The organism is Bacillus sp. COPE52, from assembly GCF_003355115.1.
Classification (GTDB): domain Bacteria; phylum Bacillota; class Bacilli; order Bacillales; family Bacillaceae_G; genus Bacillus_A; species Bacillus_A toyonensis.
This window is the reverse complement of the sequence record NZ_CP031292.1, coordinates 5,078,789-5,094,393: the sequence shown is the minus strand read 5'-3', so window position 1 is coordinate 5,094,393 and position 15,605 is coordinate 5,078,789. Positions and strand designations below refer to the sequence as shown.

The following is a 15,605-nucleotide window of genomic DNA, read 5'->3' as shown; positions in this document are numbered from 1 at the left end:
TGGAGGAGGATTAAAATGAAAGTACTAGCAATTACATCGTGTCCAAATGGGATTGCCCATACATATATGGCTGCAGAAAATTTACAAAAAGTAGCAGATAAATTAGGGATTGAAATGAAAGTTGAAACACAAGGTGGTATAGGTGTTGAAAATGAGCTTACTGATCAGGAGATTCGTGAAGCAGATGGCATCATTATAGCTGCAGATCGGGTTGTAAATAAAGATAGATTCATAGGTAAAAAGTTACTAGTTGTAGGAGTTAAGGATGGTATTCGTAAACCAGAGGAACTAATCCAAAAAGTAGTAGATGGTAATGTTCCTGTTTATCATTCAGATGTGAAAGAAGCAAGGGATGACTCGCAAGGGAAAAAACAAAATCCTATATACCGTCATTTAATGAATGGTGTATCATTCATGGTTCCTTTCATTGTTGTAGGTGGATTATTAATTGCAATTGCATTAACACTTGGCGGTGAGAAAACTCCTGGTGGTTTAGTAATACCAGAAGGTTCTTTTTGGAAAACAATTGAGCAAATAGGCGGAGCGTCATTTTCATTTATGGTTCCAATTCTAGCTGGTTATATTGCTTACAGTATAGCTGATAAACCTGGACTTGTTCCTGGTATGATTGGCGGATATATCGCAGCGACAGGAAGTTTCTATGGTAGTGAGAGTGGGGCTGGTTTCCTAGGTGGAATTATCGCAGGTTTCTTAGCTGGTTATGTAGCTTTAGGAATTAAAAAGTTAAAAGTGCCAAAAGCGATTCAACCAATTATGCCAATTATTATTATTCCAGTATTTACATCACTTATTGTCGGCTTAGCATTTGTATTTATTATCGGTGCTCCTGTAGCACAAGTATTTGAATCGTTAACAGCTTGGTTAGCTGGTATGCAAGGTTCAAGTTCAATTCTTTTAGCATTAATCTTAGGTGCAATGATTTCATTCGATATGGGTGGTCCAGTAAATAAAGTGGCATTCTTATTTGGTTCTGCAATGATTGGAGAAGGAAATTATGAAATTATGGGGCCGATTGCAGCTGCAATTTGTATTCCTCCAATTGGGATGGGACTTGCTACATTTATAGGAAAAAGAAAGTTCCAAGAGTCTGAAAAGGAAATGGGGAAAGCCTCATTTACGATGGGCCTATTCGGTATTACAGAAGGAGCGATTCCTTTTGCAGCGCAGGATCCATTACGTGTTATTCCAAGTATTATGGCTGGTTCAATGACAGGTGCTGTTATTGCAATGATTGGTAATGTAGGAGATAGAGTAGCACATGGTGGACCGATTGTTGCGGTACTAGGGGCGGTAGATAACGTATTTATGTTCTTTGTTGCTATTATTGCAGGTTCTCTTGTCACAGCAGTTATTGTAAATGTGTTAAAGAAAGACATTTCAAAAGTTGAAGAAAAACAAGAATTAGAAGAAATGAAAGAAGTGTCAGCAACAAAGGAAGTAGCGAGGGTTCAAGAGCAAGTAATTGAAAAGAAAGCTGAAAAGGTTGAAATTCAGAAGTTAACAGATATAACGAATCTTGAGCTTATTGATATTAACTTAGTAGGAGAGACACGTGACGATATTATTGATGAAATGATTGGGAAATTAAATGCTGTAGGTGCTTTACATTCTGATTCGGAATTTAAGCAAGCTATTATGAATCGTGAAGCAGAGAGTACTACAGGTATTGGAATGAATATTGCGATTCCTCATGGGAAATCGGATGCAGTAAAAAAACCGAGTGTTGTATTTGGAATTAAACAATCGGGAGTAGATTGGAAAAGCTTAGACGGGACAGATGCAAAATTAATATTTATGATTGCAGTTCCAAAAGAGAGTGAAGGAAATGAGCACTTGAAGATTCTTCAAATGCTTTCAAGAAAACTTATGGATGATAGTTATAGAGAGAGATTAATATCTGTCCAAACGAAGGAAGAAGCACATAAGTTATTAGATGACATCGTATAAAATGGAGGATTTTAATCATGACAGAACCGTTATTTTTTGCACCCATTTTTAAAGAAAGAATTTGGGGTGGTACGAAATTAACTTCTTTCGGATATGAAATACCATCAGAACAAACGGGAGAATGTTGGGCGTTTGCTGCACATCAGAACGGACAAAGTGTAGTTAAGAATGGAAAGTATAAAGGTTTATCTTTAGGGGAATTGTGGAGTAATCATCGAGAATTATTTGGAAATATCGAGGGGGATCGTTTCCCTCTTCTTACAAAAATTTTAGATGCAAGTCGTGACTTATCTGTTCAAGTACATCCAAATGATGAGTATGCACGTATAAATGAAAATGGTGAGTTAGGAAAAACTGAATGCTGGTATGTTATTGATTGTAAAGAAGGTGCTGAGATTATTTATGGGCATCATGCAAAGACAAAGGATGAACTAGTAGATATGGTTGAACAAGAAGGATGGGACAAGCTATTACAACGTGTAAAAGTGAAACGGGGTGATTTCTTCTTTGTTCCAAGCGGAACAGTTCATGCAATTGGTGAGGGTATTTTAATATTAGAAACGCAACAAAACTCTGATACTACTTATCGATTATACGATTATAATAGAAGAGATTCAGAGGGGAAATTACGTGAACTTCATCTTGAGAAAAGCATGGAAGTAATAGAAACACCATTTGTTTCACATCAACAAGCTGTTCAATATGAAGAAATAGAAGATTTACATGTAACAAAGTTTATTGAGTGTCCTTACTTTTTAGTGGAAAAATGGGAGTTAGATGGAGTGGCTAACTTAACGCAAAAAAATTCATTTCTCCTTTTAAGTGTAATAGATGGAGAAGGAGAGTTGGTACATGGAACTGAAAAGTATCGATTTGAGCAAGGGGACCATCTCATATTACCAAGTGATTTTGGGGAATATAGAGTTGTAGGACGTGCTGAATTTATTATTGCAAGCGTGTAAGAGAGAAATATAACGGGAGAGAGTATCGTCGACAAAATATGTTCGACAATATCCTCTCTTTTTTTGTATGATTTTTGCTATACTAAACTGTACTATAATACAGGATGGAAGGAGGATAAGGATGAAAATACTTGTAGTTGATGATGAATCGAGTATTCGTAATTTGATTCGAATGCAGTTAGAGATGGAAGGATATGAAGTATTAGTAGCGGCCGATGGTAGAGAAGCGCTAGAGAAGTGGAAGGAAGGACCGGATGTATTAATTTTGGATGTTATGCTTCCAGATACAGATGGGTATGAGTTACTTCGCTTGTTCCGTGAGAAGGATAGAGATATTCCAGTACTCATGTTAACTGCAAAGAGTCAGATGAATGATAAATTGCTCGGCTTGCAACTCGGTGCGGATGATTATGTAACGAAGCCTTTCAATTATGCGGAGCTCATTCTTCGTGTGAAGAATATGAGTCGGCGTGTGAAGAAGGAAGAGGTTACGGCAAGCCACGAAGTAATTCGAGCTGGAGAGTTAATAATTTGTCCTAAGGAAAGAAAATTACATGTTAGTGGACAAGAGATTCAGTTAACGTACCGAGAATTTAATTTATGTCAGCTGTTTGTTTCAAATCCACAGCGTGTATTTATGAGAGATGAGTTACTCGAGAAAGTGTGGGGCTTTGAGTATATCGGAAATACGAGAGCGGTTGATATTATGGTGCAAAGATTACGTAAGAAGCTTGGTACGAGCGGAGAATATATTAAAACAATTTATGGCGTTGGCTATAAGCTGGATTGTTAAGTGGTGATGATATGTCGTTAAAACGGAATATGGTATTTGGAATAGTTGGATTGTTGATTCCAATTCTTTTTCTTTTGTATACGGTTGTTTATATTTCACTAGAGAAGAATATGTATCATAATGCAGCAGATTCTCTTGAGAAGTTAAGTGTAGAGGCACAAATTTATACGATGAATTATTTAGAGAAAGAAGCAGAAATTGAGACGTTAGGTCCGAATTCGCTTTTAATTGCTTCGTACTTAGCAAAGCGGATGGATGTCCGTGTACAGATGATAGGAAAGAATGGAGATGTTGTTGCAGATACACAAAAAGGAGCGTTACTTCATCGAAATATTGATATTGAGAGTTCTTTGAAGGGTAAGAAAGCTTATGTTTTTGCGGAAGGAGAGCCAGCACCCATTCTTTTGTTTTCAAGCCCGGTTTATTATGGAAACGATGTCATTGGGAGTATTCGTTTTATAGATGAGTTAACGGGTGAGAAGGAAGTTTTAACAAATGTGAGCTGGACTTTTTTAATGACATCTCTTTGTTTAGTGGCTGCAGGTATTTTCTTTGCGGTTCGTTTAGCTAGGTCTCTTCATAGGCCAATTGATCAGTTGAGACAAATGGCAAAGCGGCTTGCGAATGGCGATTATGAAAGTAAGATTGAGCTAAATGAGTATGTGGAAATTGCACAGCTTTCAGCATCCTTTAATGCGATGGCTGATGGAATTGAACTGCATATTAAGCAATTGAAGGAAGAAAAAGAGAAACAGAAAGATTTCTTGGACCGTATTACGCATGAGTTGAAGACACCACTTACGGCAATTATCGGTTATGTTGATTTAATTCCGAAGTTACACTCGAAGGAAGATGTGCAAGAGAGTCTCCGGTATGTAGCTGTAGAAAGTGAGCGTCTATTATCACTTGTAGAGGAATTACTTAAGTCTTCAAAGTACGGGACGAGTACGTTTGAAGTGTCACCTACAGTTGTGAATATAAAAGAATTAGCAGAAGAAGCAGTTTCAATTGTGAAACCTCGTCTGCAGCAATTTGAGATTGAAGTGATAAATGAGTTAACGGATGTACATGTCGTTGCGGATTTTGATAAGACGAAGCAAATCTTTTTAAATGTACTTGATAATGCAATTAAATATAGTGATGCTACGCAAATTCGCATGAATGTAATTGTAAGTGAGCATGAGGCGAAGGTTTTTGTTCATGATGATGGTATCGGTATAGATGAGGATGTACTTGCCGAGTGGAATGGGTCTCCAGGAGGGAAAATGCTTCCTTCTAGTTATGGGAACGGCTATGGTTTGTATATTTGTCAGGAGATTATGAATAAGCAAGGCGGAAGTATGCGAATTGAGAGCAGTGAAGAGATTGGTACTACGATATTTATTACATTTTTGCTTCCAAGACGAATGGAAGACATAAAAAACTTGAAAGCGGTTAAATGATACATTTATGAAACAATTATGCGGTATTTTCGAAACAACGTTTTTTTATCTTGGAGGTAGGCAGAAATGAAAAGGCTATCATTTCAAATTCTTATGTTTGTCTTTTGTATCATTGTTTCTCTTGTTTTGTTTTATGTTGTGGAGAAACAAACATATAATCGAATCACAATTGTGAATGACAAACAAGCCGTTTTACAAAGAGTGAACGAATCTCTTCCAATTGAAGTGAAAGTAAGACATGAAAAGTGGGGAGAAATTGTTGTAACGGATGAAGTTCGTTTACATACAATTGTTTCATTCTTTGACCGAATTCGAATAGAACCGAGAGAGGCAGAGAGCCAAGAACAAGTATTTACTGGAGAAGTAACGTACTTGAATGGACATAAGCGTACTTTTGCAGTAGGTGACTTGTTCCAGTATGAGGCGAACGTATACGGGAAGAAGGGCACTGATCCGATGATCTCGGCATTTCAAACGTATTTGTTAAGCCTGTATTACACGCCAGAGCGTATTAGTGATTTCTTCGCTTCAGCAAAGGATGTCATAGTACGTCAAGGGAATGTAGTACGTACTATCAATCTTACGCACATGCTTGATTCTATTCGGTACGCAAAACAAATTACAGATTACGGAGAAATTCAGAAATTATTACAATCACAGAATGAACCGATTGCTTATATTACAGCTTATAAATCAGGTAAGCATGTAAAGAATGAGCGTGAAGATATTCTTACGATTTCTGTATATCCATCGTACTTTGTTGTGCAATACCTCGGTGATAATAACGGGAATGTCATGTATATGAAAGGCTCTCTAGCAGAGTTATTCGTAAAGGAGAATGCGTCATGAGAAAGATAGCCTTTTTCTTCTTTTTGCTAGTAATTGGAGGAGCGATGTCTAGTTGCTCTCGAGATACAACCTCTATTAAATATAATAAAAGTGGTCTCCCTATTTTGGATGATCGTCATCTTGTTGCATATGTAGCGGCCCGTGAGGAAGTTGGTGAGGCATTGCTTTCATCATTTTGTAAACCGCGTGGATGTACGTATGAATTTATTCGTCTTTCGACAGAAGAACTTCTTCGAAGAGTGGAAGAAGAAGCTGGAAATCCGAAAGCGGATATTATTATTGGCGGTACAGTAGATGCACATCAAATGATGAAGCAAAAAGATCTGTCTATTCCTGTGACGAGCCAGCATGCGAATCGTATTTCAAAAACTGTTAAAGATAAAGATGGTTATTGGTACGGTTACGAAGTAGAGAAATTGGCAATCGCAATTAATAAAGAGCGGTGGAACGAAGAAATAGCACCGCTTGGCCTACCGTATCCATCCAGGTGGCAAGATTTATTAAACTCTGCGTACACAGGAAAGATTGTTATGCCAGATCCAAATGTTTCGGGTACTGCATATACGTTTTTTCAATCACTTATTGATACTTTAGGTGAAGAGGAAGCGAAGGCGTATGTGAAGCATCTTGCAGGACAGGTTGGAGAAGTAACAGTGAATGGTTACATACCAGCAGAACTTGTGGCAAGTGGTGAATATATGATAGGCATCAATTTTATGGGAGATCAGAGAATGCTTCAAAAACGAGGCTTTCCTATTTTAAGTAACGAACCTGAGCAAACAGGTTTGTCTGTCAATGCGATTTCGAAACTAAAACGTGCACCGAGTGGTATTATTGCGGATTTATTTATTGATTATTGTTTATCAGAAGAAGCGGGTCACATTTTAGAAAAAGTTTCGTTTGGCGTACCAACGATGTTTGCGAAGAATGAGAAAGAAATAGAAGGACAGCCGGTTAGAAGGGCGAACCAAAATATATCAAATAGTGGAATAATCGAGATATGGAATAGACAGCGTCTCTCTCAAAAGTGAGAAAAGGAGACGAGTGTATATGTTTAAATGGCTTAAGCCAGCACCTGCAATTGAGAGATTACCAGCGGATATGATCGCGAAAGTATATACGTTACTACGTATTCGTGTGCTAATCGGAATCTCTGTTGGATATGCTGCTTATTATTTAGTACGCAGTAACTTTACGTTATCAAGTACGTATTTAGTACAAGAATATGGTTTTAGTACAGCTGAAATTGGACTACTAGGTTCAGTAATGGCGATTGTTTATGGGTTTAGTAAGTTCTTTATGGGGAATTTATCAGATAAAGCTTTTGCCCAGCGCTTTATCGCAGTCGGATTATTCTTATCAGGGCTTGTAAATATTTGTTTCGGGTTTGCATCTTCATTTGGAATGATTGTTACATTACTTGTCCTCAACGGTATTGTACAAGGTATGGGAGCACCACCTTGTAGTATCGTTATGACGAAATGGTTCTCAAAGAAAGAACGCGGTACGAAAACAGGTATTTGGAATATTTCACATAACGTTGGCGGAATGCTTGTGCCACCACTTGTCGGAATTGGTGTAGGTATTTTCGGTGAAAGTCATTGGCAAGGCGGCGTGTTTATTTTCCCAGCGATTATCGCAATGGTAATTTCAGTTCTTGTTTGGATCAATGCGAAGGATACACCAGAGTCTGAAGGTCTTCCTCCAATTGATGAGTATCGTAATGACTATGAAAATCTTGAAAAAGCAGATAATGCTAACAAGATGTCACCAAAAGAGATTTTAATGAAATATGTAGTAAAAAATAAATTTGTATGGTTCTTATGTATTGCGAATGCATTTGTTTATTTAATTCGTTTCGGTGTTATTAACTGGGTTCCACTTTATTTAACGACAGTTAAAGGTTTTTCAAAAAATGAAGCACATGCAGCATATGCAATCTTTGAAGGTATGGCAATTCCAAGTTCATTAATCGTTGGTCTTTTAAGTGATAAATTATTTAAAGGGAAACGTATGCCATTGTGTATTATTAGTATGGTTGGAGTTGTTATTGGTACGTTTGTATATTGGCAAGCAACTAGCGTACTTGTTGTAAGTATTGCAGTTTCTATTATCGGATGTTTAATTTACGTACCACAGTTCTTAATCGGTTTAAGTGCGATGGAATTAGTACCGAAATTTGCGGTAGGTACGACAGTTGGTATGTGTGGTCTGTTCGGTTATGTGGGCGGAAGTCTTGTAGCAAACGCAGCAATTGGTGTTATTGTTGATCGTTCTGGCTGGGATGGTTGCTTTATCTTACTATTAACAGGTGCGATTTTATCAACAGTCTTCTTGTTCATCGTTCAACGTGGACATGAGAGAAAAGATCCTAAAGCGGCGTAATATTTTGTTTGAAAAGCTATTCAATTTTTATATTGGATAGCTTTTTCTATATAATATAATATTTCCTTAAATCTATCTTAAAAGACAAGATGTCATATTTCTAATCATTGGAATTTTTGTTACAATATAAATGGATGTGTAAAACTCTGTAAAAATAATGTAATAATATGTAATATATTTTCAGAAAGTTTTATACAATTTTTTATATTAAACTATTAAGTTATAAAGGGAGAGAGAATATGTTACCAAATACGGTTCGTACTCCAAATAAGAAGAAAAAATGGATTATTATCGGAGTTATTGCACTAATTGTTATTGTAGCAGTAGTTAATATTTTTATTATGCAAGGTAAGAAGAAGGGCGCATCAACAACGGCTGATGCTGTAAGTTTTGAGAAAGTGACAGAGCGTAAGCTGAATAATACGAAGTTAGTTTCTGGTCAGGTGAAGCCTGGGAATATTGAAAGTTTCTATGCGGATCCGGCCAAAGGAAAAGTGAAAGATATTGAGGTAAAAGAGGGACAAGAGGTAGAGAAAGGTACGAAGTTATTCTCTTATGATAATGAAGAGATTAATCTTCAAATGAAGCAAGCTGAGCTTGATCAGAAGATGGCAGATATGCGTTATGATCAAGGGAAAAAGAAGATTGATTCGCTTAAGAAAGAAATTAAGAAGGTGAAAGATAGCGGAGCTGGGAAAGAAGTAACAGATCCGATGGAAGAGCAAGTAAGTGAGTTAGAAATAGCGCAAAAAACAACTGATCTTGAGAAAGAGAAAGGGAAGTTACAGAAAGAAGAGTTAAATAAAAAGCAGAAAGAGCTTACGATTTATAGTAATTTTGCTGGTGTTGTTCAAAAGTTAGATAAAGATGCGGCGCAAAGTTCATCTCAAGCGTTAGGTGGACAAGGGAAGGCATTTTTACAAGTTGCTTCTAAAGACCCGTTCCAAGTTCAAGGGACTTTAACAGAGCTTCAGAAGTCACAAATCCAAAAGGATCAAACATTCACTGTAACTGCGAAAGCAAATAATAAGAAGAAGTGGACAGGTAAGATTACAGAGGTAAGTGAATTCCCAACGAGTGCAGAGATGGGTCAAGCTGGTGGTGTAGGTGAAGCAACTCAAAATATGTCCCAATATACATATAAAGCAAGTCTTGATAGCCAAGACGGTTTATCTCCAGGTTACCATGTTTCATTACAAGTAAACTTAGAGAATAAGACGATGATTGCTGTTCCAAGTAAGAGCATTGTAGAAAAAGACGATGATGCATTTGTTTATATCGAAGAAAAAGGAAAGCTTCGTAAACAAAATGTGAAAAAAGGTGCTACTGATGGAGATTGGACAGAGATTACTGAAGGCGTAACAGTGGGGCAAAAGGTGGTTAAAAATCCTTCCGACAACGTGTATGACGGAATGGAAGTGAAAGAGAAATGATTACGCTAAATAATATTGCTAAGACGTATTATCAAGGGAAGCTTGCGGTACCGATTTTGCATGGTATTAGTTTAACGATTCAGAGTGGTGAGTTTGTTTCGATTATGGGGCCTTCTGGTTCCGGTAAGTCAACGCTTATGAACATTATTGGTTGTTTAGATCGTCCAACAGAAGGCGAATATATGCTGAATGATGTGAATATCTTAACAGCAGACGAGTCAAAGCTCGCTTTAATTCGTAATGAATATATCGGCTTTGTATTCCAACATTTTAATTTACTGCCGCGTCTCTCTGCGGTGGAAAATGTTGAACTTCCGCTCGTATACGGTGGCGTGAAGAAAGCAGAACGTCGTAAGCGTGCCTTAGAGGCGTTAGGTAAAGTTGGATTAGCGGACCGCGTACATCATTTACCGAATGAATTATCAGGTGGACAGAAGCAACGTGTAGCGATTGCAAGGGCAATTGCGAATAACCCAACGTTCATTATGGCCGATGAGCCGACTGGTGCGCTAGATACGAAGTCTGGTGAGCAAGTTATGGATATTTTTACGAAGCTTAATGCAGAAGGTACGACAATTGTTATGGTTACGCATGAAGAGGAAGTAGCGGCTTATTCGTCTCGCCGCATTGTACTGCGAGACGGGAAAGTTACAGAAGATAGAAGGTGTGCAGTATGAGTTTACTAGATAGTATGAAAATTGCCTTATCGTCTATTTTAGCTCATAAACTACGCTCGGCTTTGACGATGCTTGGGATTATTATCGGTGTAGGCTCTATTATTACCGTCGTTGCGATTGGGCAAGGCGGGGAAGCGGCATTGAAATCTCAATTTGTTGGATCAGGTAATCAAACGGTTCCGATTCATTATAGTGCTGATATGAATGATCCTTTTGGTATGGGGATGGTAGAAGCACCGAAAATAACTGAAGAAGATATTTTTGAAATTAAAAAAATTCCAGAAATCTCACATGTTGTAACAACAAATTCAAGTATGGAACCACTTGATATTGAAGATAAAGTAGAAATGGTGAGTATTACTGGATTAGACAGTGAGTATTTTTCAGTAAATAAAGTAAAGTTGTTAAAGGGACGTTCTTTACAAGAATCAGATGTGGATCAAGGTAATAACGTTGTCATGATTAGTAAACAAATGGAGGAAAAGGTATTTAAGGATGCCAATCCAGTCGGTAAAATTATTGAAATGAAGGGTCAACCAATGCAAATTATCGGTGTCTACAAATCAGATAACGAGTTTATGGGAATGGGACCATCAGAAGCATTAATTCCAATTTCATTATGGCCGACACTGTATGGAAAAGATGAAATTCAAAATATTTCTGTTCAAGCAAAAAATGTAGATAACTTAGAAAAAGCAGGTAAAAAAGCTGCAGATGTCTTAAACAGTCGTAAACCGAGTGATGCAACTGGTAAATACGAAGTTATGAATTTAAAAGAACTTCAAGAAGGTATTTCAAAGATGACCGGTATTATGACAATGATCATCGGCGGTATCGCTGGTATTTCACTAGTCGTTGGTGGTATTGGTGTTATGAACATTATGCTCGTATCTGTAACAGAACGTACGCGCGAAATTGGAGTACGTAAAGCACTTGGAGCGACGCGTAGTAAAATTTTATTACAGTTTTTAATTGAAGCAGTTATGTTGACGCTTCTAGGTGGTTTAATCGGAATTGGTCTTGGCTATGGCGGGGCATATATCGTTTCCACATTTGCGAAGTGGCCACCGCTCGTTTCATGGGAAGTTGTCGTTGGAGGAGTACTATTCTCTATGACACTTGGTATTGTTTTTGGATTAATTCCAGCAAACAAAGCTGCGAAATTAGATCCAATTGAAGCATTACGTTATGAGTAATTAATAGTGTAGTAGAACTACACATTACCGTTCTAGTGGGCGGTTCGTAGCCTCTTACAATGAGGAAGTGAACCGCCCGTTAGAACGGGTTATATAAATAGAAGGAGGCGTTATAATGGAAGCGAATTTGAATACGCAAAAGGTTGGCGGAGAGAAGCCATCATTATTTGGAATGATTACTTCTCCTGGTTTACAGTTTGAGAGAATGAAGGCGAGCGAGAAAGTTTGGGGTATGTTCTTTTTAGTTGCGTTGTTACAAGGGCTTGTAGGTGGTTTGACAACATATGTTGTGAACACGTCACCTGAAATGGTTAAAATGCAGAAAGAATTAGGTGAACTTGCTGGTAAGGGTTCAATAACATCAGAAGTTATTTATGGAATTGGATCTGGTTTTGTTGGAGCGATGATTGGAGCGCTATTTGTCGCAGCTATTTATAAAGTATTTATGATGTTCTTTGGAAATGATACGTCTTATAAGAAGTTATTAACGATTGTTGTATATACTAATATTATTCTTATTATTGGTGGACTTATTAATGGTATTATAGCCCTAATTTTAGATGGTGGAGCAACCCAGTATACAAGTTTAGGACCATTATTTGATCAAGGTTCACTTGCATATGGAATAGGTAATACAATTGAATTGTTCTATTTATGGAATTTAGTTTTAATTTGGTTAGGATTACAAGTTACAGCTGGATTAAGTAAAGTGAAAGCAGCTATTCCAATTATTGTTTTATTCATTATTAAAGCGGCATTCTTAGCTGCATTTGTTGTGTTAATGGCAAAAATATTACCAAATATTCCTGTATAATATGATCTGACAAAAAAGGTGGCTCTCTAGAGTCACCTTTTTTATTTTTGCCCTTACTTCAAATACCACCAACAAAATTTCAAATACTGCCTAGTGTAATTTCAAATTCCTTCGGTAGTATTTGAAATTACTCACAGTGAAGTCTCTTCTTTATTTTTATATTGTAAAGGTACCGCGGAATAACAAAGAGGTATACCTTTTAGAAATAGGTACTATGTGAAGCCAGCGACTTTTACAGAGACGGTTGTTTTGTATGAAGGAATGATTGTAAATCAAATAAAGAAGTTAAGTATTTATCAAGATCATGAAGAGTATTATCAATGTGGTTTAATCGGTCTTTGGTATGCGTATGAAAGATATGAGGAGGGGAAAGGAAGTTTTCCTGCTTATGCGGTGATAACGGTACGTGGTTATATATTGGAAAGACTAAAGAAAGAATGCGTAATGCAGGAGAGGTATGTGTGCGTCGGAGAGTACGATGAACAATTTGAGTCTGAAGAAACGGGAATGAGAGCACAGGATTTTATGAGTGTGTTAAATAAGAGGGAGAGACACATTATTTCGGAACGATTTTTTGTAGGGAAAAAGATGGGAGAAATAGCCTGTGAAATGGGAATGACATATTATCAGGTGAGGTGGATATACCGGCAGGCACTTGAGAAAATGCGAGATAGTGTAAAGGGATAAAGAGAATAAGTAGAATGGAAGATAAGAGAAAGATCACCTTCCATTCTATTTGTTTTAAGATAGTAAATGTGGCATGAGGTTTTATGAGTGTAGTGAATCTTGCATGTTCATTTGGGATAAAACATATCCAGCTTTCCATAATTGCTGACTTAACTTATGGGAACTAATTTGTATCGTTACGGTAAATCCGTTTGAGAAAAAAATTTTAGCTTTTTTAGTTTTTTTGAAAAACTCTATTGTATGGATATGCTTGTAGAACAACCAAATACAGTTTGGAGAAGCAGGAGATTCTGTTGGAAAAGCGCAAATATATTCCTTATGATTAATTGGAATCGGAACGTTTTGTTTGAATTTAAAGTTTGCTTGGACTGCATTACGTCTGCCCTGATAAGTAGAATAAACATCTGTTAGACAAGATTTCTGTATGAGCTGGAGAGCGGTTTGGCGGGAGTAAAGGTGCTTCCCGCTACTGTCGATAATTTTTGTACGGTAAGAGGGGTGCTTACATGGCTCTAACATCATTGTAGAACTAGAAATAAAAATATCATTTTCATTGTTCATTAGTATAATGCCTCCCTTGTAATTTTTATTCTGAATATAATTATATATAAATTTGTAAAGTCACTATTAATATTCTGTTTTATATTGTAAATTTTAGTTATTCGTTTACAATCAACAGATGATAGTCTTTCTAATTTGCATCGCTTGTACATATATATGAAAATAGAAAAGAATAGGCGGTGATATAGCATGAAGAAAAAGTATATTATTATAGTTCTAGCTGTTGTTCTCCTAGTTTATTTAGCGAATAGTAATCCGAGTAAAGGAGAATATACGGATTGGGCAGCGAAGCAGTTTATGAAACGTAATGATGTAAGTAAGAAGCTAGATGAGGTTCAAAAAGAAAATGAAGAGGGTCTTCTTGGCGATTTAGCATCGGCAGGTAAGAAGTTGGCGAAAAAGTATGTTGAGCCACAAGTTGGATTATTAATCGACCATTATACAAAGCGAAATGATTATATTTTCTTCTCAACATATACGACTGATTTCGATTTAGGTGGAGAAAATTATAAATATGTATGCGTCGGTTTTTCAAAGATTTTTATTCCGATTGAAATGCCGAAGAAAAAAGACGAATCTGCAAAATAATGCAGATTCGTCTTTTTCGTTTATTCCGCTGTTTGTGGGCAGTCAGACTCCTAGCTCAAAATTCGGCTGGAGAGAAGAAGTTAGTTGGGAGCCTTACTGCCTGTAAATGCCCGATTGGTGAAGGTTAATAATCAGTAGGGATGAACAAAATCCCCACTGATTAAAGTTTTACTTTATAGAGTAATTGGAACTTCGGATACATTTTTTTCTACGAGACGGGCTCCTTTTTTTCGGGTATTTTCATCAATTGATGAAAATATAGATGACGCAAGAATGGTATCCATTACTTGATTTACGACTTGTGCATCGACGGGTGTGATGGGCTTATCGATAGAAAAAACAACTGTTTTTCCATCTTCTTTCGTGAAAATCAATTCGAGTACTTGCATGCTTTATTCCCTCCTTATTATTTATACGTTAGCAAGATCTGAAGTACTTACAAGTTGTACAGCGTGAAGTGATGATTCTTGTAAGGAAGCAAGGGCACGGGCTGCGTTGTGTACTTGCTCTAAGTTTGCATTTGTTTTAACGCGTTTAAATTGTTTGTTCTTCAAAGTTGTTTTTCCATTCTTATCTAATCCATTGTTTAATACAAGACGTAGAGTTAAATCCATTACAATTGTTTCAACTGCCATGTGTATCACCCCCTTTCACTTTATAAATAGGGGGCAAATGTCATGTTTTGGCGTGAAATTTTTTCTTTTTTTTGGTACTCTTAAAAGACTAAGAGAGGGGTTTCGGAAGAATGAATCGTAAATGGTTATTTTGGATTCCTGTATTACTATGGATGGGGCTTATCTTCTATTCCTCAGCACAACCATATAAAAAACAGGATATGCGCTCGGATATTGAACAATATGTAAATGTTGAATTTGTGAAAGAGCATTTTTCGTGGGTATCTATCGATTATGGTGGAGGTACACCTGTTAGTATTGCAAATAAAGGTGTGGGCGGATTTGTTGAATTTTTCCTTCGTAAAGGTGCTCATTTTATGGTGTTCTTCATGCTCGGTTCTTTGACGTATTATGCTTTTCATCGATCGGGTTGTTCGAGAAAAAGATGCTTTATATATGCCCTTCTTTTCGTTGCAGGGTATGCAACATTGGATGAAATCCATCAATGGTTTACGGGAGACCGTACACCGATGTGGCAAGATACATTACTTGATACGTGCGGCGGATTGACAGGAATTATAATAAGTAATTGGTTTTGGAATAGAAAAAGGAGCTAATCTCATTTCGAGATTTGCT

The 15,605-nt window shown here is 37.0% G+C and carries 17 protein-coding genes; 14 read left to right on the top strand and 3 right to left on the bottom strand.

What is annotated here, in order from left to right; all coding sequences use genetic code 11:
• Positions 1 to 15: 15 nt before the first annotated feature.
• The 12 genes from DPQ31_RS25925 to DPQ31_RS25870 all read left to right on the top strand — a co-directional run bounded on the left by DPQ31_RS25925 (position 16) and on the right by DPQ31_RS25870 (position 13,206).
• Positions 16 to 1,968 (top strand): PTS fructose transporter subunit IIABC, encoded by a 1,953-nt coding sequence (locus DPQ31_RS25925; RefSeq protein ID WP_208731200.1) that lies wholly within the window; start codon positions 16 to 18, stop codon positions 1,966 to 1,968.
• Positions 1,969 to 1,985: 17 nt separating this feature from the next.
• A complete protein-coding gene (manA, locus tag DPQ31_RS25920; protein ID WP_208731199.1) occupies positions 1,986 to 2,930 on the top strand; it encodes a mannose-6-phosphate isomerase, class I in 945 nt (314 codons plus the stop codon).
• A 121-nt stretch (positions 2,931 to 3,051) separates the two neighbouring features.
• Positions 3,052 to 3,723, top strand: coding sequence for a response regulator transcription factor (locus tag DPQ31_RS25915; RefSeq protein ID WP_000699588.1), 672 nt, complete (start codon positions 3,052 to 3,054; stop codon positions 3,721 to 3,723).
• 11 nt (positions 3,724 to 3,734) lie between these two features.
• Entirely contained in the window at positions 3,735 to 5,165 is a 1,431-nt protein-coding gene (locus DPQ31_RS25910; protein ID WP_000054070.1) for a sensor histidine kinase, read from the top strand.
• A gap of 66 nt (positions 5,166 to 5,231) precedes the next feature.
• Entirely contained in the window at positions 5,232 to 6,014 is a 783-nt protein-coding gene (locus tag DPQ31_RS25905) for a DUF3919 family protein (RefSeq protein ID WP_000826601.1), read from the top strand.
• Entirely contained in the window at positions 6,011 to 7,045 is a 1,035-nt protein-coding gene (locus DPQ31_RS25900) for an ABC transporter substrate-binding protein (protein ID WP_098912472.1), read from the top strand. The genes DPQ31_RS25905 and DPQ31_RS25900 overlap by 4 nt, the downstream gene beginning before the upstream one ends.
• Positions 7,046 to 7,064: 19 nt before the next feature.
• Positions 7,065 to 8,399 (top strand): MFS transporter, encoded by a 1,335-nt coding sequence (locus DPQ31_RS25895; RefSeq protein WP_000477572.1) that lies wholly within the window; start codon positions 7,065 to 7,067, stop codon positions 8,397 to 8,399.
• Positions 8,400 to 8,638: 239 nt separating this feature from the next.
• Positions 8,639 to 9,832 carry an efflux RND transporter periplasmic adaptor subunit gene (locus tag DPQ31_RS25890; protein ID WP_208731198.1) on the top strand — a complete coding sequence of 398 codons (1,194 nt, stop codon included), beginning with the start codon at positions 8,639 to 8,641 and terminating at the stop codon, positions 9,830 to 9,832.
• Entirely contained in the window at positions 9,829 to 10,509 is a 681-nt protein-coding gene (locus DPQ31_RS25885) for an ABC transporter ATP-binding protein (RefSeq protein ID WP_000631624.1), read from the top strand. Before DPQ31_RS25890 ends, DPQ31_RS25885 begins: the two co-directional genes overlap by 4 nt.
• Positions 10,506 to 11,705 (top strand): ABC transporter permease, encoded by a 1,200-nt coding sequence (locus tag DPQ31_RS25880; protein WP_000054399.1) that lies wholly within the window; start codon positions 10,506 to 10,508, stop codon positions 11,703 to 11,705. The genes DPQ31_RS25885 and DPQ31_RS25880 overlap by 4 nt, the downstream gene beginning before the upstream one ends.
• Before the next feature lie 115 nt (positions 11,706 to 11,820).
• Complete coding sequence (locus DPQ31_RS25875; RefSeq protein ID WP_098912197.1) at positions 11,821 to 12,519, top strand: YknW family membrane protein; 699 nt, start codon at positions 11,821 to 11,823, stop codon at positions 12,517 to 12,519.
• A gap of 216 nt (positions 12,520 to 12,735) precedes the next feature.
• Positions 12,736 to 13,206: a sigma-70 family RNA polymerase sigma factor gene (locus tag DPQ31_RS25870; protein WP_000801309.1), complete on the top strand. Its 471-nt coding sequence runs from the start codon at positions 12,736 to 12,738 to the stop codon at positions 13,204 to 13,206.
• An 81-nt stretch (positions 13,207 to 13,287) separates the two neighbouring features.
• Here DPQ31_RS25870 and DPQ31_RS25865 read toward each other — a convergent pair whose 3' ends face one another.
• On the bottom strand, positions 13,288 to 13,767 hold the full coding sequence (locus tag DPQ31_RS25865; RefSeq protein ID WP_001058457.1) for a competence protein ComK: 480 nt from the start codon (positions 13,765 to 13,767) through the stop codon (positions 13,288 to 13,290).
• Between the two features lie 189 nt (positions 13,768 to 13,956).
• Here DPQ31_RS25865 and DPQ31_RS25860 point away from each other — a divergent pair, with 189 nt between their 5' ends.
• Complete coding sequence (locus DPQ31_RS25860; RefSeq protein ID WP_000731398.1) at positions 13,957 to 14,355, top strand: DUF4359 domain-containing protein; 399 nt, start codon at positions 13,957 to 13,959, stop codon at positions 14,353 to 14,355.
• A gap of 173 nt (positions 14,356 to 14,528) precedes the next feature.
• On the opposite strand, the gene DPQ31_RS25855 is transcribed toward DPQ31_RS25860, so the two are convergent.
• Entirely contained in the window at positions 14,529 to 14,744 is a 216-nt protein-coding gene (locus DPQ31_RS25855; RefSeq protein WP_001197606.1) for a DUF2922 domain-containing protein, read from the bottom strand.
• A gap of 21 nt (positions 14,745 to 14,765) precedes the next feature.
• Entirely contained in the window at positions 14,766 to 14,990 is a 225-nt protein-coding gene (locus DPQ31_RS25850) for a DUF1659 domain-containing protein (protein WP_208731197.1), read from the bottom strand.
• Between the two features lie 110 nt (positions 14,991 to 15,100).
• Between DPQ31_RS25850 and DPQ31_RS25845 the strand changes: the two genes are divergently transcribed.
• Positions 15,101 to 15,586 (top strand): VanZ family protein, encoded by a 486-nt coding sequence (locus DPQ31_RS25845; RefSeq protein ID WP_001080720.1) that lies wholly within the window; start codon positions 15,101 to 15,103, stop codon positions 15,584 to 15,586.
• Positions 15,587 to 15,605: the final 19 nt, after the last annotated feature.

What these genes read in the sequence shown, in the direction of transcription:
- DPQ31_RS25925 (WP_208731200.1), top strand. Translation starts at nt 16, where the DNA reads ATGAAAGTACTAGCAATTACATCGTGTCCAAATGGGATTGCCCATACA.
- manA (WP_208731199.1), top strand. Translation starts at nt 1,986, where the DNA reads ATGACAGAACCGTTATTTTTTGCACCCATTTTTAAAGAAAGAATTTGG.
- DPQ31_RS25915 (WP_000699588.1), top strand. Translation starts at nt 3,052, where the DNA reads ATGAAAATACTTGTAGTTGATGATGAATCGAGTATTCGTAATTTGATT.
- DPQ31_RS25910 (WP_000054070.1), top strand. Translation starts at nt 3,735, where the DNA reads ATGTCGTTAAAACGGAATATGGTATTTGGAATAGTTGGATTGTTGATT.
- DPQ31_RS25905 (WP_000826601.1), top strand. Translation starts at nt 5,232, where the DNA reads ATGAAAAGGCTATCATTTCAAATTCTTATGTTTGTCTTTTGTATCATT.
- DPQ31_RS25900 (WP_098912472.1), top strand. Translation starts at nt 6,011, where the DNA reads ATGAGAAAGATAGCCTTTTTCTTCTTTTTGCTAGTAATTGGAGGAGCG.
- DPQ31_RS25895 (WP_000477572.1), top strand. Translation starts at nt 7,065, where the DNA reads ATGTTTAAATGGCTTAAGCCAGCACCTGCAATTGAGAGATTACCAGCG.
- DPQ31_RS25890 (WP_208731198.1), top strand. Translation starts at nt 8,639, where the DNA reads ATGTTACCAAATACGGTTCGTACTCCAAATAAGAAGAAAAAATGGATT.
- DPQ31_RS25885 (WP_000631624.1), top strand. Translation starts at nt 9,829, where the DNA reads ATGATTACGCTAAATAATATTGCTAAGACGTATTATCAAGGGAAGCTT.
- DPQ31_RS25880 (WP_000054399.1), top strand. Translation starts at nt 10,506, where the DNA reads ATGAGTTTACTAGATAGTATGAAAATTGCCTTATCGTCTATTTTAGCT.
- DPQ31_RS25875 (WP_098912197.1), top strand. Translation starts at nt 11,821, where the DNA reads ATGGAAGCGAATTTGAATACGCAAAAGGTTGGCGGAGAGAAGCCATCA.
- DPQ31_RS25865 (WP_001058457.1), bottom strand. Translation starts at nt 13,767, where the DNA reads ATGAACAATGAAAATGATATTTTTATTTCTAGTTCTACAATGATGTTA.
- DPQ31_RS25860 (WP_000731398.1), top strand. Translation starts at nt 13,957, where the DNA reads ATGAAGAAAAAGTATATTATTATAGTTCTAGCTGTTGTTCTCCTAGTT.
- DPQ31_RS25855 (WP_001197606.1), bottom strand. Translation starts at nt 14,744, where the DNA reads ATGCAAGTACTCGAATTGATTTTCACGAAAGAAGATGGAAAAACAGTT.
- DPQ31_RS25850 (WP_208731197.1), bottom strand. Translation starts at nt 14,990, where the DNA reads ATGGCAGTTGAAACAATTGTAATGGATTTAACTCTACGTCTTGTATTA.
- DPQ31_RS25845 (WP_001080720.1), top strand. Translation starts at nt 15,101, where the DNA reads ATGAATCGTAAATGGTTATTTTGGATTCCTGTATTACTATGGATGGGG.